The following is a 26,027-nucleotide window of genomic DNA, read 5'->3' on the forward strand; positions in this document are numbered from 1 at the left end:
CAAGTCTTACTTCATTTATTGCTGTAAAGGCCTGGTCAATGAAAAGGCTTAAACAAGTTACAAAAATGTGGTTCAACATTCTGGAACACCATTTTAGAAGCCCCTCAGAGAGGAGCGCAACGTATTGGTCTTCCATTGATATGCAGTAAGCTGCGAAGTCGGAGACATTCAGAGCATGCGACACTTCGTTGAGTGAGTGTTTATTCCTTTGCCATAATCAATTCCCAACCATAATTTCTTGCTAATTCGTTGTAAATAAATAATATTCCAAAAAGAACCAGCAGTATTCCACCCACCCAACTCTGAATATCTCTTATTTTATCCCCTAGACGGTACATTTCGCCATAATTATCACCAAATTTCCTTTCTTTTATCTTTACAAAAGACTCATTAAAGTATTTAAAATAAATAAAAGCAGCTAAAAAGCATAATAAACCTTTTCCGATTTCCCACCAGTTCATAATTCTTATTCCGATTTTAATAGTTTGGGTATTGGTCAATTCCTTTTTCTATAAGGGAGAGTTTTATACCAACATTCTGCTGTAGAATTTCAGTTGACCAGTCAGTCATTCCCGGTATTCTAGTGATTAATTTTCCCCCCACTTTATCTGTAGCAAAAACCCCGCTCTCCGGAGTTTCACAGCACTAGTATTACATTTACGCAATGGCCGGAAAAGGATTAATGCCTAGTACAACATTCCGAAGGCCCAAAGTGGAATATGGAGCACGGGAAAGTCCACATCGTCAACAACGACAAAAGCATGCTCCACCCCTTCAATCTGCTTGCGTCCTTTCTTCCTTCCGCCAATTTCAAATACATAGGTATCGTTTATGGTAAAGTCGCCTTGCCCGGGGAGGGATATTTTATGATGTACCGCCAATTGTGATGCAAAAAATGTTTCACGCAGATTCCCTTTATCCGTGGCATTGGGAGCCAATGCAAAAGCCAGATTGGGGTTGTTCAAAAGGATCTTTTCCGGTTTTTGCAGGGTGCTCACGCTTATTCCTGCCGGATAAACCTGTCTTATAAGCTGTGCTTCATCCAAAAAATTCAGGTATTCGTTGATCGTGTTTCGGTGTATGTGACTTTTTCTGGCCAGTTCCGAAATATTGGGTTTGAACGGAACATTGGCCGAAAGAATATATAATAGCTGTAGCAGTTTTCGGGCATTCCTGATGTCAAATCCCGATAGCTGCGCCATATCGTACTCCACGATAATGCGGATGACCTGTTGCAGTCGTGTAGCAAAACTTTCTTCATCTTCCAGTGAAAACGGGTAGTACCCTTGTTGCAGGTATTCCGCAAAATACTCTAATGGCCGGAATTTTTCGGGAAATTTATGTTGCCATGCCTGCGTGCCGCTGATAATTTCATCAAACGACAGGACAGGCAGCTCTGAGCTGTATTTGAAATTCATATATTCCCTGTACGACATTCCATAAAGCGTGTACATCAATGCCCGGCGGCTCAAATCCACCTCTTCTTTTGCTATATCTATAATGGAGGAACCGGTGAATACGATTTGCAGGTCATCGTATTCATCATAGAGGTTTTTAATATGCTGCGACCAGGCGGGGTACTTATGTACTTCATCCAAAAACAGCACCCTTCCGCCTCCGTTGTAAAAAAGCCTGGCGGTATCTGCCAGATCCGAATCGGTAAAATACAAATCATCCAACGTCCAGTAGGTTGCCTGGTTCGGCGGAAGCCTCAGCGCTTTTAACCGTTGCAGCAACAAGGTGGTTTTTCCTGTCCCCCTGGCTCCTTTAATACCTATCAATCTATTCTTCCACAATATGTTATCAAACAGATAACGAACGCTGTCTGTCTTTACTCCACGAACTAATCTCACCGACTTATTTAGTAACACCTCCATATATTGCCCATTCTAAAGTGCAATTTAAACTATTTTTTGCACATTTAAAAATGCGCTATTTCGTATTTAGTGCACATCGTATTGTGTAATCATACTAAAATAATCACTACTGCCCGGTTAAGGACTTATTCATATTCCCCGCTCTGCGAAGTTTGCAACTTCGCAGCCTAAGCCTTCAATGAAAAGAAAAAAACGAAAAACACCTCTCTGTGGCATATCTCAAGTTCTCGCAAGTCTTCCTTCATTTATTGTTGCAAAGGCCTGGTCAATGAAAAGGTTTTAAATAAGTTACAAAAATGTGGTTCAACCTTATGAAACACCGATTTGGAAGCCCCTCAGAGAGGAGCACGACGTATTTGGCCTGTCATGGATGTGCAGTGGGCTGCGAAGTCAAAGACATTCGCAGAGCACGGATATTTGTTTGCAGCGCAGGAAGCAAGTGCTCCTTCCATAAGGACTAAAAAAGTAGTTTTTCCCATGAATCAACCTATTTGGTTTTTCCTTTATTCCTTTGCCATAATCAATTCCCAACCATAGTTTCTTGCCAGTTCATTATAGATAAAAAACAAACCAAAAACAATAAGCAATATTCCAACTATCAAGCCTTTAATATCCCTCATTTTATCTGCAAGGAAAAAAACCCGGGTATAACTACTGCCAAATTTTTTCTCTCCCTCTTTTGCTAAAGAACCATATAAATATTTAAAATAAATAAAAGCGGCTAAAAAGCATAATAAACCTTTTCCGATTTCCCACCAGTTCATAATTCTTATTCCGATTTTTGAAACATCATTTTGGAAGCTCCTCAGAGAGGAGCGCAACATATTTGGCCTGTCATTGATGTGCAGTAGGCTGCGAAGTCGGAGACATTCGCATAGAGTATACGACACTCAGAGAGCGGGTTAATTATAAAAAATTTTAATCATTATTATAAGACCAATCATAAATAAGAAACCTCCATATAAAAATTGAGCAGATTCATATTCCCCTACGAATATGAATGTATTCCTCTCTTTATTGGTTAGCATTTTCAAATTCATTTTTCCAGAAACCAAATGACAAAATTTATTCCCTGCTCTTTTCACAAATGTTTTACTATTATATTTGAGTGTACAATATCCTCCTCTTTTTCCAATATTAGAACATTTATTAGGTGCTTCGACAATTTCAACAGAAACCAAAATATTTCCAGCATTAATTAATCTTTTCTGGTTTGTCTTCCATAGCAAAACAATTGAGACAACAAGCATCAGCAAACTTCCCAGCCATAAAAGAAACTTAGATACTTTCTCTTTCTCTATCATACGATTAAATTTATAATTTAATTATCCGTTCTGTGCTTATATCTTTCATACGCTTGTTCTAAACTCTTTTTTGAAGTTTCCTTAGCAGCAGAATCCACAGTATTTTTCGCTCCTTCATTTATTTTACTTTTTTCTTCCTTTTTGTTTTTTGCCATTTCAAGTTCTTTTTTCGATTTTTTAACAGCCTCTGCTCTAGATGGTCTTGGTTTTTCTCCAGCTACTCTTTTAGCTCTATCTACTTTTTCCTCTAACTTTTTAATTTTCTTATCTAATGGCTTTTTTTTCGCAACTGATTTAGGTAAAGGAATATTCTCTCCCACAATTTCAATACCCAATTCTATTGCATCAACTGTACTTCTTCCATCCATGTACTGATTAATTATATTTCCCCCAGCAGCCGTAGAAGTTACTGCCGTCGCTTTATAAACTTTCGCAGCCGCTCCAACTACTTTTATTGTCGATAAACCTGCGGTAGCTGCACCAGTAACCGTGGCAACTGCCAACTTACTTCCGTCAATATTTGTCAATGCTTCTCCCAGTTCCTGTCCTTCTATTAGATTTGTTGTTACTTGGGTTCCATATTCTACTACAAACCCAATTACTGCTCCCCAACACATAGGACATTTTCCATCGGGATCGCTAATATTTACAGGATTATTCCAGCTATAATTGTATGGAGTTAAATCAACCTGAAGAATATCATCTGACTTTGGGTCTATATTCATCCACCTACCGATAGTTGGATCATAACTCCTCGCTCCAAAATCATACGTTCCTAATCCCAAACTCTCATCCAATTCCTTCCCACCAAATTTCCATTTTTGGGCCACACTATTTCCAAAAGAAGAGGTTTGGCCATTATATCCCTTATGCCTTAACCCAAAAGGGTAATAACTATTCTCTTCGATGATTTCCAATTCCGGAATACTTGCAGTTCCGATGTTAGCATAAGATAGACGAACGTTGCCTAAATGATCCTTATACTGGTAAACATACTTATACGTATTATTTTCCTTAGTCACATATCCTTCAGGATGATTAAAAAACTGTAATTGCCCATTCTCATAGATGTACTTCCCCGCATACTCCGTACCTGTCACAGAACTTCCCTCGGAGACTTCCTTCTTTAACTTTACTCCCAAGGCATCGTAAATATAATCAATTTTATTGCTTCCGAAGTTAACCCGGATAGGGAGATTTAAATGGTTATAGGTGATACCGGTAATACCCTTTTTGGCATCCGTCTTTAAATTGCCATTGGCATCATAGGTGTAGTCATTATTGGTGTTACTGCCATCTTTAAAACCATAAGTCTTATTTCCGGTATCCGTTACTTTTAATAACTTGTTTCCTGTATTGTAATCGTAGGAAAGGTTGTCCATTATTCCAAAGGAAGTGGCGCCACTATTCAGGTGACCTCTGCGGGTTAAAGTTTCTATATTACCGTTCTTGTCATAAGTAATACCTTCTACCGTATATCGATCGGTTTGTCCACTACCGTTAAATAACCCGGAAGTAATTCGGTTCAAGGCATCATAACTGTAAGCATAACGCCGCATCACATTATCATTGCCCGTCTTCCAGTAAGTCTCCGCAATGTTACCATTGTACAAAGGTGAGGTAATACTGCTCCTGCTTTTGTTATAGTTGATCTGGAAATTAAACAACCTTCCTGAAGGATTGTCTACATCATTGATATCTGTTAACCATCCACGTACATTGTATTTATATCCAATACGTTGTAAAGGGTTTTCCGCACTATTTCCTACCTTCTTTTCCTTTAACTGCCCTAGGTCATCATATATATTTTCGGCGATAAGCTCTTCTGGAAGGCTGATCGAAGCACTAAAACTTATATTACTGGTCGCTTTAAAGTGAAAACCTGGTTTTAAGGTAACGGAGTTGCTGGCCACTTCGTGTCGGGTTTCCGTAATAGAATAGTCTAGAACCAGGTTATCTCCCGTGGTATTCCCGCCGCAGTCCCCGTTGACACACTGTAATTGCCTTAGTAAACGGCCTGCATGGTCATATTCAAATTGGTCAGTAGTAACTATTGGGGCATTACTGCCTTTGCTATGGGTAGTTTTGCTTTCCAGTACTTTACCAACAAAGTCCAGTTTGTATTCCACGATATCCGTGGTATTCAGGAAAGGGTTTTTACTGGCGGTATAAATAAGCCTGCCTTTGTTATCGTAGGCGTAGATGGTAGTGATCCAATAATCTGTTTCCAGTACACGTACCTTACTCCCCGTAGCCGAACTTCTGGTCCGCATATCCACTTCCTGCTCCAATACTTCTGTAGGTATTGTTAAACCGGATTTGTCAAAATTATAGTCGTCGTAATAGTTTACCGTATATACCTGGGATATCCCTGTTGGTGGACTGACATTGGTATAGTAAATATCCGTGCCTTTTATGTTCGTAGGTGGAGCCGGGGATTGTATACGGGTTTCATATTTTTTGGCAGCACCATTAAAAATGCGCTGAAGCTCTCCCCGACGCTGGCTGTGATTGGTTTGTCCCGTATATATAACTCTACCAAAGGCATCATACTTGGTAAACAACCAATGGCCTCCTTCCGATAGCAGGGAATCCTTTGTCATTACCGGTTGATTCAGAGTATTGTAAACAATGTACTCCCATCCCTTGCCGGGAAGCTTCTTCTCCACCAGACGATTTCTACCATCGTAAACATATTGGTAGCACAGCTCTTTGAGCTTGGTGCCATTAGGTTGGGTCGAATGGGCTTCGGCCTTAGGCGGCAATACATAGGTCAGGTTGCCGTAATCATCATATACATAATAGGTGTCATGGGGAATTACTGTATCTGTTGTATCCTTAGTATAGGTTCGTTTTAAAACTATACGGCCCTGCTTGTCTTTAAACTCTTCTGCCGTATGTTCTTTACCTGTGCCGCTGTGGTTTTCATCACGGGTTATAGTTTTGTATAATTTTCCTGCCGCATAAAACCCGGCGTTGCCACTTGGTAACTCCAGGGAAGGAATATAGGTTGTCACATTATTTTGCACAGCCTTTATAACATTGGCCTGATAAAGCCTTACTTCTTGGTTATTATTAGTACCATAAGCAAACGCTATCTCATGCCCACCTCCCAGACGCCAGTCCTTACCAGGAGCAGCTTGTTTTTCAACCCGGTTTAAAGGAGATGGCTCAAACTGTTTCTGAGAATACGCATTGACCTGCGAAATATTCATTCCCTCAAAATCGTCGGAATATTTTGTCTTGTAATATTCCTGAGTACTTAGAACTAAATCCCCCTCACGCAAAGTGCCGTCACCTCCCATTGCCGAGTCAGGTACAAAAGGTAAGTATTCCCTGTCCTCCCTTCCAAAAACATCATAGTCCCTATGCTTTACTATATCTTGAATATTAGGCGATTCACGAATTAACACTTCCTGTTTAGGACGCCCCAGCCCATCGTAATAAGTTACTGTTTCCTGAACATCCCGGGCAAGTTGTATATTCTCCGGGCTGAGCATTCCTTTCTGGTAAATACGCGTATACACATAATTGTCATTGCTTAACTGTACGGGGATATACGGGGGTATTGTACAACCATTATAGATTCCTTTTTCTCCCGGGCATAAATCATCTGCATTGGCTACATATCCTTCCGGTTGAGTACAGGCAACTATTGTATTATCCGGATCTCCGAATCCGTCTTCATCCAAATCGGCATACCAGGTTTCACCTCCGCCGGTTACGGTATAGTTTATAGTTAAGGCATTACTCCAACACGCCATGTTGTTGCTTCGCGCCCGTAAATAGTAGACCGTCCCTTCACTAAGTGTTATACTCTTTGAAGAATTTCCCGGAGCCGTACTCGTCCCCCATGCGCTACTTTGCCAATACCAGGTTACCCCATTGGGTGGTGTTCCCCTGGTCAAAACAGTATTTCCGCAATTATTAGTTATCGCGGGCATGGTGGGTACAACAGGATTATTGGTGACAGTAACCGACACTGAGCCGCTTCCGCTACTCCAGGTACCACTTGCGTTTCTTGCACGTATATAATACGTTCCGCTACTGGTCACCTTAAAAGTACTTCCGGACCCAAGATCGGTTCTTTTGCCATTGGAATTAGTACCCTGCCAATACCATGTCGTACCATTAGGAATTGAACCGCTCCTTGCCAAAATAACTTCCCCGCACTTGGAGCTACTTATAACGGGATTAGGCGGCTTAACTAATGGCAGATTTCCTATAGTTACCGAAAAAGAAAGACTTCCTATAGAATAACCGTTAAAACGTATTGTTGCATTATTAACGGCTTGATCCCATTTTACCCGAATACCACTCCCGGAGCCTCCCGATACAATTGTTCCTCCCTGAACTGTCCATATGGCACCTGTAATAGTTCCCTGGTACCCGACTACTTCGTAAATCTCTGTTTCTCCGTACTGTACATAATCAGAGCCCACAATCCGAACATTCTGAGCAAATACAGGAATAACAACAAGGCTCCAAAAAGAACACAAAAAAATTAATATTATCTTTTTTTTCATCTTTAAATGTTATAGCGGGTTAGTTCTTGTAATGATATTTGTTCTCCTGTATAAGTTTACCTCTCTCATCCCGTACAAACTCCAATCGATTGAAATCATCGTAATTATAGGTAGTTACACGGCCACTGGCATCGGTCATACTGGTCATACCGATTAATGGATCATAGGTATACGTAGTGATTTGGGCATTTGAGGGATAAAGCCGGATTTCATCTATATACCTATTGGATTGCCCGATAGTTTTGGTAAAATTCCCAGAAGATGTTATGGACGCCAATTCTTCGTTACGTTCCCAGGATTTTGTGGAAACGTTATACATCCAGTATTCCAAAACATAATCTCCGGCTCCCGATGCTACCAAACTCATTTCATAGGTACCGTAATGACTCTTTTTACCTGTATATGCATATACCGGATTGGCAGTAATGTCGTCTTCGAAGCTGGTATGAAAGAACTTTCCCGCTACTTCTTCCGTGACCCGGTGCCGATAACGTATACTACCATTAAAAGTAAAATTCGGTAACCCCATACTTGTTGATCCATTATATAAGAAACTGGAACCAGATGGGTTGAACTTAAGAGAATAGTTTCCGGCAGGAAGTGATACGGAGAACTGGTCACCTCCCGGGGAAGGCATCCAATTACCCGAACTTGCATAATAATTAAAGCTAAAATTAAGGCTTTTCGCTATATTATTTCCTTGTAATACATCCATTACAATAGATAATGTAGCATCATTAGTAAAATCCTGAATATTAAGCTCTTCGATGTAAACAGTAACTGATCCGGACCTTTCTAAAGTAAAAGACCCCAAACTGCCTCCTGATCCTACGGTCCCCCCAGTTGCATAAGCCTCCTTTTTAAGGGGGTAACTATTCACAGATACCTTAAGCCCGGAAGCGTCATTAGGAGTTATACATTTGGCTATTGGATAACGTCCTTCGTATCCCCATAAATACGCCGAATGTGGCCCTGCATTTTTGGATATCTCCGAAGGGTTTCCATAACGGTCATAGTTGTGATACACTATAAAATCTTCAACTTCATCTCCTTCTTTCGATACCTGGATTTGTCCTGATAATATTAAATTGTCTTCCCAGTCTTTATAATCGGTCTTTATATGCTTAATTTTTTTGTTTCCTTTTAGTTGTTCTTCAATAACTTTATAATCAAGCATATTTTTGTTAGTCATCTCTCGGTATAGATTTGACGAAGTGAGGTTAAAAGGGTAGGTATATTTTGTGGTCAGGATTTCATCCTTACTATTTGTCTCTTGAATCTCATTTACCAATTGTTTGGAATTATACTTATATGACACAACGGCACTTACTTCTTCTCCATTTTTAAAGTACTCCTTTATAGTCTGCTTTTCTAAATAGGGATAAAATGAATATAACGGATAAGCTACTCGACTGACGGAAAATATATAAATATTCCCAACTCCCCCCACTGATCGAACATAACTATTATACCTGTTTGGATTTGAATTATATTGATTGGTAAGGCTTTTTATTAAAAACTTAGTTTTATCGTAATATTTTGTACTTAAAGGAAGCCCTCTTTCCAAATCTAATTTACCAAAGAATTTTTTGGCATATTTTGAAGATTCCGCTTCATTAGTTTGGGCAAATGGTTCTTTATCCATATAGCCATTATCATGATTTGTGTAGGCGTGAGTGATATATCCTTCTTTGTTTTTTTCCGTTACTTCGGTGTAAGTGATATGATTCCCATTAGTAGTGTTTAAATAATTTAAAGGCAAACTACTGAATTTTCGAAAGGAAGACCCATGTAATCCGTTACCTTCCTCATAATATATAGGTTTTCCTGCCAATACTCCACTGGAAGTAGTCCCGCCGTTGATATAATCTTTAGCATAAAAGTATTCTTGAACTAATGGAACAGAGGATGTATAATCATAAGTTTCAATCTTTTTTATTCGTAGACCTCCAGCCATTGTATTGGATTGCTGGGTTTCTAAATGTATAGTCGGATTATAATCTATGACTTTAGCATAATCATGTGGTTCAAATAAAAATTTTGAAAATCCTCCAGTAGGATAATACAGTTTTGTTAAAATTTCAGCACCCATATATGCTGAATCAGGTTCTCTTGATTCATAATAACCTTCGAGATTTGGGATTTCGGTTACTTCTTGTTTGCTTTCACCATTCCAATAATTTTTCCCATTATAATACCCCCAATGATCTTCCTGCCCGGAATTGTAAGTCGGTAACTTTTTAGGGCTATATTCCAATGTATATTTATAATCTTCAGAACTAATTCCTCCAAGATGAGAAATTTTTACTTCTTTCAATTTCAATCGTTCAGATGAGTTTTCTATATAATTCAAAAGAATTTTTTTAATTGGTTTATTTCCCGAATTGATTTGTAAAGAATTTAATTTATAATATTTAATGTTTAACATGGCGTAGTCATCGTAAGGAAACCCGTCCTGGCTAAAAGGTTTGAATTTAAGATCCTGAACTAATTCGTTTGAAAGTGATTTGGAAAAATGACATACTACGTCATTATCTGTCTCAATTCTGTCTAGATAAGAACTATTTATGTAATATTTATTGTTCTGATTGATATCATAGGTATATATCCTTCCTAATGCATTGACTGGAGATATCATACTTCCTATTTCACTATATGTTGCCTGTTGCAAACTGGCACTCGTGGTATAGTATAGCTTAACACTTCTTCCTGTTGGGGAAATAACTTCGGTTAAGAGCCATGCACTGGATTGAATGTTGCGATTTATTTCATGTTTACTTTCATATCTTATTGAAGTGTTATCCGGGCCAGGCGGTCCTTTGAGATTGTAGGGTTCTATTCGAAATGGTAATGAAGGTCTCGAAAATTCTATAGCATTCTTATCTCCTCCAAAAATATATTGGGTACCATCATTTGTGGTTAAAATGAATTTTGTAAAAGCACGGGGAACAACTTGAGAAGAGGAATTAAGTAAGTAATTATTTTCTGTTATATGCTCTACTTTAATATTTAGATTTTCTTTTGACTTTACTACCCATTTTCCTTCATGATTCCACATGAAGCTTCCGGAAATACCATTAAAAGAAAAGCTAAATTCATCTGGTTCATAGACTCCTCCATCAAAAGCAAGATGAGAATTATCTTCTAAAAATTCTACAGTATTCCAATCGGGTGCTGAAAGAACATCATAATTATTATAATACGCCCCTCTCTCCGGGTCTAAATAAACATATTCATCAAAGTACCCATTAGTATGTCGTTTTATTACTCCACCAGCACGTAAACTCCAATTTAACCCCACCCAACCTGGGTGTTGATCAGGTCTGCACCCGCTGGCATCGTATTGTAAATCAATAGGGATTTTTATCTCTCCACATTCTATATCAGTTAGGGGGATAGAAATTGTAGGAGTTCCTGTAAATAGCGAAACTGGAATTTCTCCGTATTTCCCTAAATTATTACTTGTTGGACTTTGTATACTCGGTTCACTGCCGAGATTTGGGGGTTTAGACAAAGGTTCTTGTGCCTTGATAATAAAACTATAAAAACCAAATACTAATAGTAAAAAAAATATCCTCATGTTTTTTATATTTACCTACTTTTTAACTTGTCGATTTCTCGTTTCAATTCTATCACATACAACGTCAACTCCTCCACCTTCTCCAACAACCTCAAATTCATCTCCTTGAGATTAATCCCCTCTTCCTCCATTTCTTCAGCAGAAGGAATCCCCGGTAAATGCCCCTTTTCTTTAATATGAGCCTGTACTTCTTCCAGGGAACGCAAATGGTAGTCTTCCTTAAACACATAATCCGGGGCTACGGCTCCTGCCAGGTCTACTTTGACTTCCTGAGTGTGGATTTTTCCTTTTACGGTGAATTTGGCATCCGGAGTAACCGTACCTATACCTACATTACCATTATCCCTGGCAAAGAATATGATCTTATTATCCTTGTCAAAAATTCCGAAGCCGGGAATATTACTTATTCCGTTACCATTTTGATCCAGCTTAAACAAAAAAGCCCCGTCAGATTCAAACAGAAGATCATCTTTTGTATTGGTATTGGTAAAACCATCCGTCATACGAATTCTGGCAGGGAAGCCTGATGTTTCAATCAACAGTCCGTTCTCATCCTTTATATGTAATCCTCCCTGCGGGTTCGTTGTTCCTATCCCTGCATTCCCCGAAGCCGGGAAAGTATTGGTCTGGGCATAAAAAGTAAAAGGGAGCAAAAGGAACAAGACCCCCACCCTGGCCCTCCCCCAGGGGGAGGGAACATACGCTGATATTTTTTTGAGTGTATTTCTCATATTATGGCTTTTTAAGTTCATCCATTTCTTTACGGAGTTGTTGGTTTTCTTTTTTTAACTCTATCATATATAAAGTCAATTCCTCAATCTTCTGCAACAATTTAGCATCCATCTCCCCCAGGAATATCCCGTTTTCTTCTACTTCTTTAGCACTGGGGATATCCTTCAGATGTCCTTTTTCTTTGATATGTTGTTCTACTTCCTCTAAAGTGGGCAAAGGGTAATTATCTTCAAAGACGAAATCGCTCCAACCGTTTAAATCTACTTTAACTTCCTTGCTGTGTATTACCCCGTTTACAGCCAGTTTGGAATCGGGGTTGGCCGTATTGATCCCAACATTACCGTTATACCCCAGATAAAAGGCTCCTTCTCCGTAATTTACCCGGCCTACCGTGGCCGAAACTACAATATCGCCTCCGCCGCCGGGTAATGTTCCCTCTATAATGCTCCCTCCACTCCATGCAGACTGGTCCAGGGACACAAATAATACAGGAATATCACGGGTGAAATTTACCTCAAGGTAGGAATACGTACCGTCGTAAGTAATCCGGGCTTCGGACCAGTGACCACTTTGGTCTGCTGAAACTATATTTAATCCTCCATAATTGCTCCATCCTTTGAACCAGGAAATTTTAACAACCCGGGGAGTTGTTTGTCCTCCCCGAGTATGTAAGGTCACTTCGTTATATCCTCTTCCTACGGCACCGTTCAATTTTGCCACCCTTTTCCACCCGGCAGCATCTACAGTAACATTTTTATTAATTATATCCTGAGCATTCACCTGTAATAGTGAAATCATTAAAATCCCAGTTAGCAATACTTTAACTGTAATAATTGTGCATAATTTTTTCATCTTGACTTCTCTTTAAACCGATCAATTTCTTGTTGTTGTTTTTTATTCTCTTTTTCCAGGTTATTAATCCTGTCCAGTTGTCGTTTGTTCTCCTTGTTTAGTTCAAGGATATATAAAGTCAGTTCTTCGATCTTCTGCAGTAATTTAGAATCCATCTCTCCGAGAAGAATCCCGTTTTTCTCTACTTCCTGTGCACTTGGTATATTCTTTAAATGCCCTTTTTCCTTAATATGCAGCTCTACTTCTTCCAGGGTAGGAAGCTTATAATCTTCCGCAAACACAAAATCGCTCCAGCCATCCAGGTCCACTTTGACCTCTTTGGTGTGCACTACTCCATTTACGGCTAATTTAGTGTCCGGATTATCTGTGCCTATACCTACATTTCCCTGTTCATAATACACTTTATCGGTTGCTGATTTCCACGAATTGGCAGAAATTTCCTGGTATAATCCCGCATAGGGTGCCATGATTTCCGGGTGGATAAAATACAATTCGGAAATTCCTAATCTTCCGTCAGTACCGGTTGCCGTATAAAATGTAAAGCGTAATTTCGTATATCTCCCTCCGACAGGTATTTTTATCAAAAAATCATATCCGGTATATTCCGTATTAGTATAATCTGTTATCACACGCCAAGTGTTAGCCCCGTTATAACTATCATACCCCTCAATCTTAAAGTGGAACGGATTCCATGCACGGGTGGACCATCCGACCCATGCGCCCCGCTGAGTGTGATAAGCGGGAAGCCCTTCGATATGTATTACGGTAGGGTTAGAAACAGAGGGGCCCGTAGCGGTATAGGAAGGAGCAAACTTTCCGTCAAATAACATATTAAGGTTAAGGGACGCATTACCGGTTTGTGTCACCGTGTAGCGGTTTGTAGCATTAAATAACAGGTTGTGTTCCAGCCCCACCGGGTTACGGTTGGTGGTAACAACCTGTGCATAAAGTGTCATAGGAACACCTAAAAGAAATAGTAATATTATTTTCATAGAGATACAGATTTTATGTTGTACTATACTACAATCAAAAAAAACATAAAAAGCCCAGGCCGGTCCTTTACCGGAAAAAGCCTTTGTCCATATAATAGGGGATTAAAACCGTGGTTTACGGCCACAATAAAATTTCAGGAAAAAGAGGTAATTTTTATTTCATTCGCTTTTATGTTTTGTTTACAAGGTTGATATTCATCCTTAGGAGTATTATTCTTTGACACAGTAATATTATAGAAAAACAAAATAAACACCAAAGACTTCTGCACTGCATTTATAAATAAAGACCAATATCTTCCCGGATTAACCTACATCATTGAATTCGTTAAACGATTAATTATCAGCGGTATAAATTCGAAAAAGGATACATCATAATACGATGGATAAAAAACTCTTCGTTTCCGGTTGTCTATTTAGTATCAAAAGAAAGAAATACTTCATAATATTAATTACGGAAATCCACAACAGGACTGTTAAAGTTTTTCAGATCCAATCCGGTGTGCGTTTGTCTCTCTGGCAAGCTCCCCCGGTTTGTACTTTAGAAAACAGAAAAACGGCTGGTTACTCCCCCCCTAAAATTGTGAAATTTTACAAAGAAAGTTGAAGCGGCTACAACCCTTGAATAACCTCTCATCTCTCACCACTTTTTGTGAAGTTAAATAAACATAGGACAAACATAGGAGTTTGCAACCAAGGCTGCAAAACATCGTTTTGAAGGCCCCTCGGGGAGGAGCGCAACGTATTGGCCTGTCATGGATGTGCAGTGAACTGCGAAGTCGGAGACATTCGCCCGGAACACTTCGTTGAGCAGGAACCGTTTACATATTTTCTCCGTAATTGATGCGTTTATCGCTAAAAGCGAAAATTTATTTAGAGTATATGACAAAAGCCCCAATTAAGGGGCTTTTACTTTACTCATTGTAAATACTCATTTTTTCTAAACCGTATTTTTTATAATTTTCGCTATAATCTTTTATTTGACTTGACGTTTTTAAGTCATTCAAAATAACCTTAACTCCTTTGAAAGTAGATTTAGGCTCACTGGTATCACAATCACAAGCATATAAACTTAATGTGTCCCCAGTTATTTTATAAAACACTTCATCAGTATAAAAAACATAGTCTTTCTCTTTATTTGGAATAGTTATTGGGCTTTCAGAAAAAACTATCTCTTCGTGATTACTCGATATTCCCCAAATCTTTGCACGCACATATATTTTTTTTCCATTCGATAGATTTAAAACTTTTGTCTTTTCATCTTGAGGAAAACCGTTTACCTCTTGTTCGGTATTTTCTTTATCCACTTTTTTCTCTCGTTGATTATTATTGTTACAACTAAAAACAACAGCGAGCAATGTGAAAAATAGCATCCGTTTAATTCTTTTCATACCACTACTTATTTTGGCTTTCTCCAAACTTCCAACCAGCTTTACTTTGTCTATACTGATAATTGACTTCTCCCCAAGTAGGAGCTACAAATTTGCTTTTATCTGAACTTATATAAGTACCTAAAGTAACAATGTCAAGCATTTGACCTTTAGAAAGCGATTTTCCGTGACTATTCTCAATATGTAATGCACCCCGCTCTGCGAAGTTTGCAACTTCGCAGTTCAAACCTTCGATAAAAAGAAAAAAACGAAAAACGCCTCTCTGAGGTGTATCCCAATTTCTCTCAAGTTTTACTCATTTATTGCTGCAAAGACCTGGTCTATGAAAAGGTTTTAAATAAGTTACAAAAATGTGGTTCAACCTTATGAAACACCGTTTTGGAAGCCCCTCAGAGAGGAGCGCAACGCATTTGGCCTGTCATTGATGTGCAGTGGGCTGCGAAGTTGCAAACTTCGCAGAGCCCGGAACACTTCGTTGAGTGGGCAATATTTTTTAAACATTATTTACCCCTACAAAACTGAATCCCCATTATCAAAAAGCAACTTTTCCGGTTATGATCTGATAGAGAATAAGGGTTGAAAGAATAAGTATAAAACCCATCGCACCAGCTTTAACATCCTTGCTTTTTTGAATATTTTCATTTTTCCCGCGTATGCTCTCCATGTTTTTCCAATTCAACCTAAATACAAATACAAACCTTAGCCAAAATCCTAAAAACGGCAATAAAAACATAATTATTATTTTTTATCTACTGCTTGTTCTATTGCTTTCCCAATACCATAGCCAATTATTTGATCTGAAACCGTACCATCCTCAACTAGTCCTCGTTTGAGCAAAGCGGAAACGAGGACCCATTTATAACGCGTTTACTTCGATAAACTCAGCACAGGTGTAACGCACATGAAAGGGCATTACTCCCGATAATCATCGGGATGCCGGATGAGATGGACACCCATTGCGAATAAGCGCCAGTGGAGGCCTTGACACACTTGTCCTTCATCGACATGCTTTGAGCTGCGAAGTCAGAGACATTCGCCTGCAACACTTCGTTGAGTGGAGGGGTTAGTCAACTTGTTTGTTTCTAATATAAACTTCTTTATCAAAATATATTTTTCTTGTAGTAAACTCGTAATTAAGCGTATCACTTTTCACATTTTCCTTTTCTAAAAGAACTCCTCTTAACCTTTTTTTGCCGGCAGATAAGTAATCTAAATCAAAAACAACATCATGATTTCTATCTCCATATTTTCTTTGATTTTTATATCTATTGGCCAAATTATCAATAGTATCCCATTCAATAGTCTCTTCATTTGAAAAGTCATCTTTCAATTCATCATTATTCCTCGGTATTAAAACTAACAAATCACTATCATAAGAAAAATATGGTTGTTTTAGAAAAAAGTAAATCCTTTGTTGCTCATAATCCAACGTGTCTGATGATATTATTTTATAATGATTCCCTTTTGTCAAAGTATCTTGTTCACTATTTAATAACCAATTTTGATTTAGGTATGTAGAGTTTTTGATAATAAAAAACTCTCGTATTTCCTTAAGGTAACCTTCGTTATCATCATAGTACTTCCATTTTCCAAACTTCCTATTGTTGACTAATGCCCCCTCACTTAAAATATAACCTGATTTCCCTATGTTCTTCTGATAGTAAGAAGTGTCGTTCTTCCAAAAAGTTTCCGTTTTCAATAACTTATCAGTTGATTTATAATATTCTGTAAATAATCCTTGCTTTAAATTATCTATAAAACTTCCCTTAATTCGTAAAGTCCCATCTTCGTAATACTCTTTATAGCTCCCATTATAACCATAGTCATCAATCGTTACCTCATACTTTAAGCTACCGTTTGTATAATACTCTTTTTCCTTTTTGGAATTATAGCAAGAGACGAATAGGATTAAAAGAATTATTATTCGTGAAAAATATTTCATCTTATTTATTCTTTTGTATTTTTTGCACAGAATCTAATTCAGGATAGGTTGACAAACCATCTCTAACTGCTTGATTTGCCTTTTCATTGCCCACAGGGTCATAGGCAGGTCCGCCGTGTGGAACCCGCTCTGCGAAGTCGGAGACATTCGCCCGGAACACTTCGTTGAGCGGGGCCTCCAACCTTTCATTTAAATGTTCATTTCTTCTAGACGCTTCAAATTTTGGACATCTCTTAAATCCCAAAACCACCATTTATCAGGGTTATTCTTTTCTTCTAAATACTTTCTATTATATGCAATTTTATATAAATTAAGTAATAAGACAAATGCCTTTCCAAGTTCATTTTCCGGCAATTCCAAAATCTTTTCCAGACCTATTTTATTTACCCCAAACTTTTTTAAGAGCACACAACATGTATATGTGGTTTTCAGAGAACTATCAATAATAGCTCTCTCTACATCAACGTTTTCCGGTTTTGACTGTATTAAAAAATAATACACAAATTCTCGCAAGAATATACGTTTTTCTTTAACCTTTTTATGTGCAAAAAACTCAAAAAGTGTATTAATGTCGATTATATTTTGAGCAAATTTGTTAATATTTATTTTACTATATCGCTCCATCAATTATTAGGTTTTATAGTTATATGTGGTAAGTTTTTATCAAGTGGAACCTTCAATCTATCAATTCGATTGGGAAGATTATCAATAGTCGATTTTGCGCCTGGAAGAGAATTTTTAATCTTACCCCGCTCTGCGAAGTCGGAGACGTTCGCCCGGAACACTTCGTTGAGCGGGGCAGGTTATAGAACCGTTTTCATAGATAAAATTTCCCCGCCTTGGTAACTGTCTTTAATTTGAATCAATTTTATCTTGAACAAAAAGTTCTTTTTTAAAAAAAATTCTAATCTCTTTTTTTTCGTTCGATTCATTATCATCGTAATAATATTCTGATAAATAGCCTTTTAAAGTTTTCTTGCCAGAAGTACTAAACCATCTTCCGAATACGATAGTATAATTTTCATCATCTTCTGGGAAATATGGTTTATTGATTGAATCCATCGATAAACTATAAAAAGTGTCTTTTTTCACTTCTCTGTAGTTTGAAAAATCTTTATTAAAATTATTTTCTTGATCTCCTAAAACCACTATAGCTTTAGATTTTTTTTCTCTAAATACAGGTGTATAATAGATGCACACAGCCCTCAAAGGTTCATCAATATTAATTGTGTCTTTGGCAAATTCAAACTCCGCATATAAACTTTCGTCCCTTGAGATAGTATCCGACTCATATTCTTTCTGATCGTATTTATTAAATTTATCTGTTCTATAAAAAGCCTTATCCCCCTTCTCATTATAGTAAATAATCTGATTTAAATAAGGCTCTTTTTCAATAATCATATACTCTCTGATCTCACTTAATGTACCAGCCTTAGTATAAAATTTCCATTCGCCTATTCTTTGGTTTTTAGAATTTAAAAGTCCTTCTGAGAAAACATTTCCATTTCTGTAGTACTTGATAACTTTACTTTCCTTTAAAACGAGTTGTTTTATTTTTTCATTATTTTCATAATAGGTTATTAAAGAATCCTTTGTGTTCCCAAAATGTCTCTTTTGTTGATTATCATTTTTTCCTTTACAAGAAAAAAACGGAATAAAACTCAGTATAATTAATATTCTCCCAATGAACATACCTTTACTCATTTTTTCATCTTTAATATTTTAACAGAATCTCGTTTTCTTAATCGATTTTCATTTATAACATTATTTGCCTCCCGCTCAGCGAAGTTTGCAACTTCGCTGCCCAAACTTTCAATGAAAAGAAAAAAACGAAAAACGCCTCTCTGAGGTGTATCCCAATCTCTCACAAGTCTTACTTCATTTATTGCTGTAAAGGCCTGGTCAATGAAAAGGCTTAAACAAGTTACAAAAATGTGGTTCAACATTCTGGAACACCATTTTGGAAGCCCCTCAGAGAGGAGCGCAATGTATTGGCCTGTCATGGATGTGCAGTAGGCTGCGAAGTCAGAGACGTTCGCAGAGCCGATTACACTTCGTAGAGCGGGGATTTGCCACAGGAAGTCGAGATTGAGGATAAAACAGCAATGGAACAGTTTAAACTAATGCAAGAACTGGACGAAGATGAACGCTCTATGATTTTTAAAATGATAGATTCCTTTCTTACCAAGAAGAAGTTCAAGGACTTCTTTAATAAAAATGTCGCTTCGCTTTAGAGCATAAAAAACCACTCCGACCTTTTAGGATAGATTTGAACTTCTTGTAGTTGACATTTCCAGTTAGGGTTATTCTCGACTTGCTTTGATGACAAAAACAAGGTCATTAAAATAGTATCTCCAGCTCTGTCTGTAGTAAAAGTATAAATCCTATAATCTTTATTGAACTTGTTTTTATATTTTATTCTTAACTTTCTTTCAAATTCTGTTATTTTCTTTACTCTATCAACTTCTACAATAAAAGGTTTGACAGCATAACCAATTGTAGCTTCATTGCTTTTGACCTCATAACTACCACATTGAATAGAAGCAACAGTAATTTGATTGTCGCCAATATTTTCATTTATCAATTTAGTTGAGTTGCACGATATGACCAGTCCTAATGCTAACACGAATAAAACTGATAAAGTTGCTTTTTTATTTATCATCTTTAAAATCTATTTAAAAATTGATTAAGAATAAGCACTACGTGTACCGCTGGCATAGTTGGCGCACTTTGGGTAGAAAGAGCTGTTGGTGGCGGTTGTAAAGCACCTGAACTATTGAGTATTTGACCCTGCAAACTTCCGTTATTCTCGGTATAGTGCGTTCTTAAAGGTAATCCATTTGCAGTCCGTAATACATTTTCATAATACATTGCGTTGTACTCATCAACACCTCTTGCGCCCGCTCAGCGAAGTTTGCAACTTCGCAGTCCAAACCTCCAATGAAAAGAAAAAACGAAAAACACCTCTCTGAGGTGTATCCCAGTTTCTCACAAGTCTTCCTTCATTTATTGCTGCAAGGACCTGGTCAATGAAAAGGCTTTAAACAAGTTACAAAAATGTGGTTCAACATTAAACATCGTTTTGAGAGCCCCTCAGAGAGGAGCGCAACGTATTGGCCTGTCGTTGATGTGCAGTAGGCTGCGAAGTCGGAGACATTCAGAGCACAGAACACTTCGTAGAGCGGGTGACTTATTATAAAATTTGTAGTTTCTGCTAAATTATAGCTTTTTGTTCTAAGGCTCATTACGTACTCATGCCCGCCACCAGTTAAAAACTGGCGGTAGCGGGGGGCAGCACATCGTGGGATTTCAGCTTTTGCAATGATAAAGTGACCCTTAGGGTGTCGAGTTTGGTGGCCTTCAACCCGCCAAGAATATGGATTTCAAGGTGCTGAGTGGTGTACTGGTAATTGTGCGGGTTGGTCGTATTAAGCATGATAAAACTATTTTTAGACAATTTGACTATTACAAATCTAAATATTACATTCCAAATTGACAACTAAAAATGTATGTTTTGATAATATTATTGCTAAAAATGTACGTTTTGACTACATTTGCAGTATGAGCATTGCAGAGAACCTAAAAGCGTACAGGGAGCAAAAGGGATTGCTACAAAAAGAAGTGGCCAACGCTGTTGGCGTACATCCTTCCAACTATTCCAAAATGGAGAAAGGGGAACGGGATGTATCCATCGAAGTGGCCGATAAGCTTGCCAGTTTCTTTGGCATAACGATTGACGAGCTTGTGCATATGACCGAGCAAGTGCCCAAGGAAGTGACCATTGTCGATAAATCGGTTTCGGAACGTATCAACCTTATACAACAGCTTGAAGAAGAAGATAAACAGGCCTTGTTTCGCGTCATTGACAGTATGCTCACCAAATCCAGGTTCAAGGATTTCTTCTCCAAGAATATGGCCTCACTTTAAAGCAGAAAAAAACCACCCGAAGGTGGTTTTCCGTTTTTTTACAGATGGTATTTATCCATCCGTTATTTTGATATCTACAACGGTATTATTTTCAAACGTAATGGTCATTGTTCCTGTATTTATCCCTCTCCCTGTAGGACCTAATTGATAATAATACTTATCATTGGTTTCAGAATTAGGCTTTCCGAGTAATTCCAATATAGAATCTCTACTAACACCTTCTAAATCATATCTTTTTAACAAGTCTTTTCGCATTAGCCATCTTGTGTTAGGTGTAGCTTCAGATTCAGTCCAATTTTTCCATTCCGTAGAATTAAAGTCCTTTTGTTCGCTGCAACTTACGGCAAGTAGCAGTATAGCTATAAATGATAATGTTTTAAATATGTTCATAATTTTTAATTTTTTTCTTCCTCTTCCAAGGCTTTTCTATCAGCACTATTCATACCGTTCCTATTTAAGGTCCTCAACGTCTTCATAGCTGCATCATATTGCTTTTGAGTGATTTTTGTTCTCGATATAGTGACATTTCCATCCTTATCGGTTGTAGCCGTCCAAAGCCCTTTATTCAATTGAACGTCCAGTGCTTTAACCGCTGCATCCCATTCAGTAGCCCCTTCTCCTAACTCTGCTCCAATTTGACGCCCTATTTCATTGTTCAAAAAGTCAACAACACTATCAGCACCATCGAGGTTATCAGGTGCAGGTTGCGTAAAATCAACAAAAGCACTTGCCCCCATCTCGATTCCTTCGTGAGCGTTCCCGATACGTTGGGCTATTTTCTCTCCATAATTACTTCTAATCGTGGCCATCCACGTGGCGTGTCTTAATGCATTTCTTTCTGTACCTGGCCCTGTTGACATATTACCATTTTCTGCAGCGTGTATAGCTATTCTTGATGAAACGGTTGAAATATTTGTTCCTCCTCGTTCCCACTCACCAACATTACTTGCTGCCACAGGATGTCTCGCAATAACACCAGCAGTAGCTGCATTCCTCTGTAAATTTGTCGGATGTTCATTTCTAATTACTGGCTTGCTATAAACTCTATTTGGTGTATGAACGGATAATCTTTCCGCTCCTTCTAACTCAACACCATCAATCACACGGTTCTCCGAGAAGTTATATGGTGATTGATAAGCATACTCCTGTGACAATGGGTCGATGCTCCAAAAACGCCCGCCTATGGTCGGGTCGCTGAACCTGAACCGCCATTCGTGCACGTTCAGCCCCAAGTCCTCCGTATATTCCTGGCTCTGGTACTGTTTGTAATTGTTCACAGCGCCCTGTATGGCCGTGTTATAGCCAAAATGCAACATTCCGAAGGGATAGTAATTTCGCTCGTGCAAAATCTCGGTATTCGGGTCTATGGAGCCGTTACCGTCCATGTCCGAGTACGACAGCCTCACGTTCTTGACTTGGTCAAGGTACTGGTACACGTATCGGTAAGAGCTCCCATCGGGCTCTATGTACCCTTCGGGCTGGGATATCTGTTTCAAATCACCATTCTCGTAGATAAAGCCCCCTATATAGTCCGTGGTCGTGGTCACGCCCTCTTGGGTCTTCTTCTTTTGAAGCTTTGTGCCATTTGCCGAATATGTATAATCCAACACCCCTGCATTGGCACCCGTTACCGTAATCTTAACAGGCATGTTCAAGTGGTTGTACTGGATGCCCCCGGCCGCTATACCCTTGTTCAGGTCTTGGGTAAGGTTTCCATTCGAGTCATATCCGTAATCATCCCCCGTATTGGTGCCGTCCTTAAACCCGTAAGCATCATTTCCGGTATCGGACACCCTTAAAAGTTGGTTGCCGCTTCCATAATCAAAGTCCAGCACGTCCATGTTCGTATAGGTAGCACTGTTCTGCCAACCGTTTCGGTTAATCCCTTGGATATTTCCGTTTTTATCGTAGGTGATGCCACTGACGTTGTAATTCCCCGTATTGTCAGTCGCCGTTAAGATTCGGTTCAGGGCATCATAGGTATAGGCATAACGCCTCATAACGTTATCACTACCCGTCTTCCAATAGGTCTCTGCTATGTTTCCATTAAACAATGGGGTTACCGTTCCGCTTCGGCTCTTGTTATAATTGATCTGGAAATTAAACAGCTTACCGGCAGGGTTATCCACATCATTAATATCCGTCAACCATCCACGTACATTGTATTCATACGCAATACGCTGTAAAGGGTTTTCCGCACTGTTCCCTACCTTTTTTTCCTTTAACTGCCCCAGGTCATCATATATATTTTCGGCGATAAGCTCGCCGGGAATGCTGATCGAAGCACTAAAACTGGTACTACTGGTCGCCTTAAAATGAAAACCGGGTTTTAAGGTGATAGAATTACTGGCTACCTTATGTTCGGTACCCGTAATGACATAATCTAAAACAGGGTTTTCTCCTTCTACCTCTCCCCCGCAATTATCGCCTATGCATTGCAATTGTTTTAAAAGTCTTCCTGCATGGTCGTAAACAAAACGGTCGGTAGTCACTATAGGGGCATTACTGCCTTTGGTATGGGTGGTTTTGCTTTCCAGTACCTTACCCACAAAATCCAGCCTGTTTTCCACAATATCCGTCGTGTTCAGGTAGGGGTTCTTTGTGGCTGTGTATATAAGCATTCCCTGGGAATTATAAGCATGTACCGTGGTGATCCAGTGGTTCGTACCCAATACCCGTACCTTACTTCCCGTAGCCAGGGTCTTGGTTCTCATGTCCACAGCCTGTCCCAATACCTCTGTAGGCACCATTAACCCGGCCAGGTCAAACTTATAGTCGTCGTAATAGTTGATGGTAAATACCTGGTATATCCCGGTAGGCGGACTCTCATTGGTATAGTAAACATCAGTGTCTTTTATAGCCGTAGGAGAAGCCGGGGATTGGATACGGGTCTCATACTTCTTTGCAGCATTATTGAAAATTGCCTGAAGTTCTCCACGACTTTGACTGTGGCTTGTCTGCCCGGTATAGATCACCCTGCCAAAGGCATCGTACTTGGTAAAGAGCCACCTTTGTTGGGCCTTTAATACCGAATCCTGCGTCATTACCGGTTGGTCCAGGGTATTATACACAATATACTCCCATTCCTTTCCCGGGAGTTTCTTTTCCACCAGGCGGTCCCTGTCATCATAAATATACTGGTAACACAATTCCTTAAGTTTTGTAGCATCAGGCTTGGCAGAATGGGCCTCAGCCTTGGGAGGTAGCACATAAGTCAGGTTTCCGTAGTCATCATACACGTAATACGTATCATGAGGCTTGACCGTAGTACCTATCTTGGCGTAGGCCCGTTTGAGTACTACCCGTCCTTGTTTATCCTTAAACTCTTCGGTGGTATGTTCTGTGCCCGTCCCGCTGTGGTTCTCGTCACGGGTGATCGTTTTGTATAACGCTCCGGCATTGTAATAACCACTGTTATTTGTAGATAAGCTTAAAGAAGGAACATAGGTAAATACACCTTGATGAGTTTCTGTTTCTGTAGTCGTTACCTCGTAAAGACGAACTTCCTGGTCACCATTAGCCTCATAACCAAATTCAATTTCATGACCGTTCCCCAGCTTCCAGTCTTTACCCGGGGCTGCCTGTTTTTCCACACGATTTAAAGGAGAAGGCTCAAACTGTTTTTGGGAAAAGGCATTGACATCTTTATTTTGCAGGCCTTCAAAATCTTCCGGGTAATGTGATTTGTAGTATTGTTTTGTATTCAAAGCGATGTCACCGGAACGGAAAGAACCTTCAACACCGACACCCGAATGCATATAAGGCAGGTAGTCCTTATCTTGGCGGCCATACGCATCGTACCCGATGTGCCTCACCACATCCTGCATGGAAGGAGATTGCCGGATGGACACTTCCTGTTTGGGACGCCCCAATCCGTCGTAATAGGTGACCGATTCAATGACATCGCGGTTATCATCTATTCCGGTAGTATCGGTCATCTCCTTTTGATAGGCCCGCCGATAGATGTAATTCTCATTACTAAGGGTTATTGGAGTATGTTCCGTGTTCGGACACCCATTATCCGTTCCCGGAATATCCGGGCATAGATCCCCTGCGCGATCCGCATAATCATCCGGTTTATTACAGGCTACCTTGGTATCCTCCGGATCTCCAAAACCATCCCTGTCAAAATCCGCATACCAGGTTTGATTCTGGGTAATGGTATAGTTTATAGTCCGGACACTGCTCCAACAGCCTGAGGTGTTATGCCTGCCCCGAAGGTAATACACTGTGCCGCTGGTTCGGGTTATGCTCGAAGAAGAGTTTGAAGTACTGGTACCTCCCGAACTGCTTTGCCAGTACCAGGTAATCCCACTGGGTGGGGTCCCCCGGGTGAGCACTGTACTGCCACAATTATTTGTTACAGTAGGCGCAGAAGGCGTGGAGGGTACACTTTTTATCGTATAACTTCCCGTTCGTGCACTACTCCAGCAACCCGAATTGCTATGATATGCACGTAGGTAATACACCGTACCACTAGTCCGGGTAATACTCAAAGAAGAGTTTGAAGTACTGGTACCTTGTGAACCGCTTTGCCAGTACCAGGTCACCCCACTGGGTGGCGTGCCCCGGGTGAGTACCGTATTGCCACAGTTATTTGTTATTGTAGGGGTCGAAGGTATAGAAGGCTTTAATTCGTCGATTTGTCCATCACAGTTATTGTCAATACCGTCACAGAGTTCCCGGGCGCCAAAATATACATTGGGATTATTGTCATCACAATCCAAACTATTTAGAACATATCCTCGAGGCTGACTAGAAGATTCTATCTCATAATTAGGGTCTCCATAACCATCTCCGTCACTATCTATATACCATAACGACGTCTCAACATCATCACCTTCTTGAGCGAAAATGGGCAAGGATAAAAGAAATAAACAAGATATTTGTAGTATAATTTTTTTCAT

General features: G+C 39.3%; 20 protein-coding genes. 2 read left to right on the top strand and 18 right to left on the bottom strand.

Going from position 1 to position 26,027, the window contains the following annotated elements; all coding sequences use genetic code 11:
- Window positions 1-200: 200 nt before the first annotated feature.
- From ACVBDU_RS19950 to ACVBDU_RS20015, 14 genes are all read right to left on the bottom strand, one after another.
- Window positions 201-461 carry a hypothetical protein gene (locus ACVBDU_RS19950; RefSeq protein WP_447181454.1) on the bottom strand — a complete coding sequence of 87 codons (261 nt, stop codon included), beginning with the start codon at window positions 459-461 and terminating at the stop codon, window positions 201-203.
- Between the two features lie 225 nt (window positions 462-686).
- Window positions 687-1,877 carry an ATP-binding protein gene (locus tag ACVBDU_RS19955; protein WP_447181455.1) on the bottom strand — a complete coding sequence of 397 codons (1,191 nt, stop codon included), beginning with the start codon at window positions 1,875-1,877 and terminating at the stop codon, window positions 687-689.
- 503 nt (window positions 1,878-2,380) lie between these two features.
- Window positions 2,381-2,641 (bottom strand): hypothetical protein, encoded by a 261-nt coding sequence (locus tag ACVBDU_RS19960; RefSeq protein ID WP_447181456.1) that lies wholly within the window; start codon window positions 2,639-2,641, stop codon window positions 2,381-2,383.
- Between the two features lie 138 nt (window positions 2,642-2,779).
- Window positions 2,780-3,181, bottom strand: coding sequence for a hypothetical protein (locus ACVBDU_RS19965; RefSeq protein WP_447181457.1), 402 nt, complete (start codon window positions 3,179-3,181; stop codon window positions 2,780-2,782).
- 17 nt (window positions 3,182-3,198) lie between these two features.
- Window positions 3,199-7,707: a DUF6443 domain-containing protein gene (locus tag ACVBDU_RS19970; protein WP_447181458.1), complete on the bottom strand. Its 4,509-nt coding sequence runs from the start codon at window positions 7,705-7,707 to the stop codon at window positions 3,199-3,201.
- A 19-nt stretch (window positions 7,708-7,726) separates the two neighbouring features.
- Complete coding sequence (locus ACVBDU_RS19975; protein WP_447181459.1) at window positions 7,727-11,287, bottom strand: RHS repeat domain-containing protein; 3,561 nt, start codon at window positions 11,285-11,287, stop codon at window positions 7,727-7,729.
- Window positions 11,288-11,298: 11 nt separating this feature from the next.
- Window positions 11,299-12,018 (bottom strand): hypothetical protein, encoded by a 720-nt coding sequence (locus ACVBDU_RS19980; RefSeq protein WP_447181460.1) that lies wholly within the window; start codon window positions 12,016-12,018, stop codon window positions 11,299-11,301.
- 1 nt (window position 12,019) lies between these two features.
- Window positions 12,020-12,817, bottom strand: a complete 798-nt coding sequence (locus tag ACVBDU_RS19985) for a hypothetical protein (protein WP_447181461.1) — start codon at window positions 12,815-12,817, stop codon at window positions 12,020-12,022.
- A 50-nt stretch (window positions 12,818-12,867) separates the two neighbouring features.
- Window positions 12,868-13,863: a hypothetical protein gene (locus tag ACVBDU_RS19990; RefSeq protein ID WP_447181462.1), complete on the bottom strand. Its 996-nt coding sequence runs from the start codon at window positions 13,861-13,863 to the stop codon at window positions 12,868-12,870.
- Window positions 13,864-14,774: 911 nt separating this feature from the next.
- A complete protein-coding gene (locus ACVBDU_RS19995) occupies window positions 14,775-15,251 on the bottom strand; it encodes a hypothetical protein (RefSeq protein ID WP_447181463.1) in 477 nt (158 codons plus the stop codon).
- 532 nt (window positions 15,252-15,783) lie between these two features.
- Window positions 15,784-15,984, bottom strand: a complete 201-nt coding sequence (locus ACVBDU_RS20000; RefSeq protein WP_447181464.1) for a hypothetical protein — start codon at window positions 15,982-15,984, stop codon at window positions 15,784-15,786.
- Between the two features lie 330 nt (window positions 15,985-16,314).
- Window positions 16,315-17,193, bottom strand: a complete 879-nt coding sequence (locus tag ACVBDU_RS20005; protein WP_447181465.1) for a toxin-antitoxin system YwqK family antitoxin — start codon at window positions 17,191-17,193, stop codon at window positions 16,315-16,317.
- Window positions 17,194-17,382: 189 nt separating this feature from the next.
- Window positions 17,383-17,817, bottom strand: coding sequence for a DUF5958 family protein (locus tag ACVBDU_RS20010; RefSeq protein ID WP_447181466.1), 435 nt, complete (start codon window positions 17,815-17,817; stop codon window positions 17,383-17,385).
- A gap of 228 nt (window positions 17,818-18,045) precedes the next feature.
- Window positions 18,046-18,897, bottom strand: coding sequence for a hypothetical protein (locus ACVBDU_RS20015; RefSeq protein ID WP_447181467.1), 852 nt, complete (start codon window positions 18,895-18,897; stop codon window positions 18,046-18,048).
- Window positions 18,898-19,298: 401 nt separating this feature from the next.
- On the opposite strand from ACVBDU_RS20015, the gene ACVBDU_RS20020 reads away from it, so the two are divergent.
- Window positions 19,299-19,427 carry a hypothetical protein gene (locus ACVBDU_RS20020; protein ID WP_447181468.1) on the top strand — a complete coding sequence of 43 codons (129 nt, stop codon included), beginning with the start codon at window positions 19,299-19,301 and terminating at the stop codon, window positions 19,425-19,427.
- On the opposite strand, the gene ACVBDU_RS20025 is transcribed toward ACVBDU_RS20020, so the two are convergent.
- Window positions 19,424-19,855 carry a hypothetical protein gene (locus ACVBDU_RS20025; protein ID WP_447181469.1) on the bottom strand — a complete coding sequence of 144 codons (432 nt, stop codon included), beginning with the start codon at window positions 19,853-19,855 and terminating at the stop codon, window positions 19,424-19,426. The two genes, ACVBDU_RS20020 and ACVBDU_RS20025, sit on opposite strands and share 4 nt — an antisense overlap.
- Window positions 19,856-20,461: 606 nt before the next feature.
- A complete protein-coding gene (locus ACVBDU_RS20030) occupies window positions 20,462-20,629 on the bottom strand; it encodes a hypothetical protein (RefSeq protein ID WP_447181470.1) in 168 nt (55 codons plus the stop codon).
- Between the two features lie 56 nt (window positions 20,630-20,685).
- Here ACVBDU_RS20030 and ACVBDU_RS20035 point away from each other — a divergent pair, with 56 nt between their 5' ends.
- Window positions 20,686-21,120 carry a helix-turn-helix domain-containing protein gene (locus ACVBDU_RS20035; RefSeq protein ID WP_447181471.1) on the top strand — a complete coding sequence of 145 codons (435 nt, stop codon included), beginning with the start codon at window positions 20,686-20,688 and terminating at the stop codon, window positions 21,118-21,120.
- A 51-nt stretch (window positions 21,121-21,171) separates the two neighbouring features.
- Here the strand turns inward: ACVBDU_RS20035 and ACVBDU_RS20040 are convergent, their stop codons facing one another.
- Both ACVBDU_RS20040 and ACVBDU_RS20045 read right to left on the bottom strand, forming a co-directional pair.
- A complete protein-coding gene (locus ACVBDU_RS20040; RefSeq protein ID WP_447181472.1) occupies window positions 21,172-21,510 on the bottom strand; it encodes a hypothetical protein in 339 nt (112 codons plus the stop codon).
- A gap of 5 nt (window positions 21,511-21,515) precedes the next feature.
- Window positions 21,516-26,027: a DUF6443 domain-containing protein gene (locus ACVBDU_RS20045; RefSeq protein ID WP_447181473.1), complete on the bottom strand. Its 4,512-nt coding sequence runs from the start codon at window positions 26,025-26,027 to the stop codon at window positions 21,516-21,518.

This window comes from Sinomicrobium endophyticum (assembly GCF_052983315.1).

What these genes read in the sequence shown, in the direction of transcription:
- ACVBDU_RS19950 (WP_447181454.1), bottom strand. Translation starts at nt 461, where the DNA reads ATGAACTGGTGGGAAATCGGAAAAGGTTTATTATGCTTTTTAGCTGCT.
- ACVBDU_RS19955 (WP_447181455.1), bottom strand. Translation starts at nt 1,877, where the DNA reads ATGGAGGTGTTACTAAATAAGTCGGTGAGATTAGTTCGTGGAGTAAAG.
- ACVBDU_RS19960 (WP_447181456.1), bottom strand. Translation starts at nt 2,641, where the DNA reads ATGAACTGGTGGGAAATCGGAAAAGGTTTATTATGCTTTTTAGCCGCT.
- ACVBDU_RS19965 (WP_447181457.1), bottom strand. Translation starts at nt 3,181, where the DNA reads ATGATAGAGAAAGAGAAAGTATCTAAGTTTCTTTTATGGCTGGGAAGT.
- ACVBDU_RS19970 (WP_447181458.1), bottom strand. Translation starts at nt 7,707, where the DNA reads ATGAAAAAAAAGATAATATTAATTTTTTTGTGTTCTTTTTGGAGCCTT.
- ACVBDU_RS19975 (WP_447181459.1), bottom strand. Translation starts at nt 11,287, where the DNA reads ATGAGGATATTTTTTTTACTATTAGTATTTGGTTTTTATAGTTTTATT.
- ACVBDU_RS19980 (WP_447181460.1), bottom strand. Translation starts at nt 12,018, where the DNA reads ATGAGAAATACACTCAAAAAAATATCAGCGTATGTTCCCTCCCCCTGG.
- ACVBDU_RS19985 (WP_447181461.1), bottom strand. Translation starts at nt 12,817, where the DNA reads ATGATTTCACTATTACAGGTGAATGCTCAGGATATAATTAATAAAAAT.
- ACVBDU_RS19990 (WP_447181462.1), bottom strand. Translation starts at nt 13,863, where the DNA reads ATGAAAATAATATTACTATTTCTTTTAGGTGTTCCTATGACACTTTAT.
- ACVBDU_RS19995 (WP_447181463.1), bottom strand. Translation starts at nt 15,251, where the DNA reads ATGAAAAGAATTAAACGGATGCTATTTTTCACATTGCTCGCTGTTGTT.
- ACVBDU_RS20000 (WP_447181464.1), bottom strand. Translation starts at nt 15,984, where the DNA reads ATGTTTTTATTGCCGTTTTTAGGATTTTGGCTAAGGTTTGTATTTGTA.
- ACVBDU_RS20005 (WP_447181465.1), bottom strand. Translation starts at nt 17,193, where the DNA reads ATGAAATATTTTTCACGAATAATAATTCTTTTAATCCTATTCGTCTCT.
- ACVBDU_RS20010 (WP_447181466.1), bottom strand. Translation starts at nt 17,817, where the DNA reads ATGGAGCGATATAGTAAAATAAATATTAACAAATTTGCTCAAAATATA.
- ACVBDU_RS20015 (WP_447181467.1), bottom strand. Translation starts at nt 18,897, where the DNA reads ATGAGTAAAGGTATGTTCATTGGGAGAATATTAATTATACTGAGTTTT.
- ACVBDU_RS20020 (WP_447181468.1), top strand. Translation starts at nt 19,299, where the DNA reads ATGGAACAGTTTAAACTAATGCAAGAACTGGACGAAGATGAACGCTCT.
- ACVBDU_RS20025 (WP_447181469.1), bottom strand. Translation starts at nt 19,855, where the DNA reads ATGATAAATAAAAAAGCAACTTTATCAGTTTTATTCGTGTTAGCATTA.
- ACVBDU_RS20030 (WP_447181470.1), bottom strand. Translation starts at nt 20,629, where the DNA reads ATGCTTAATACGACCAACCCGCACAATTACCAGTACACCACTCAGCAC.
- ACVBDU_RS20040 (WP_447181472.1), bottom strand. Translation starts at nt 21,510, where the DNA reads ATGAACATATTTAAAACATTATCATTTATAGCTATACTGCTACTTGCC.
- ACVBDU_RS20045 (WP_447181473.1), bottom strand. Translation starts at nt 26,027, where the DNA reads ATGAAAAAAATTATACTACAAATATCTTGTTTATTTCTTTTATCCTTG.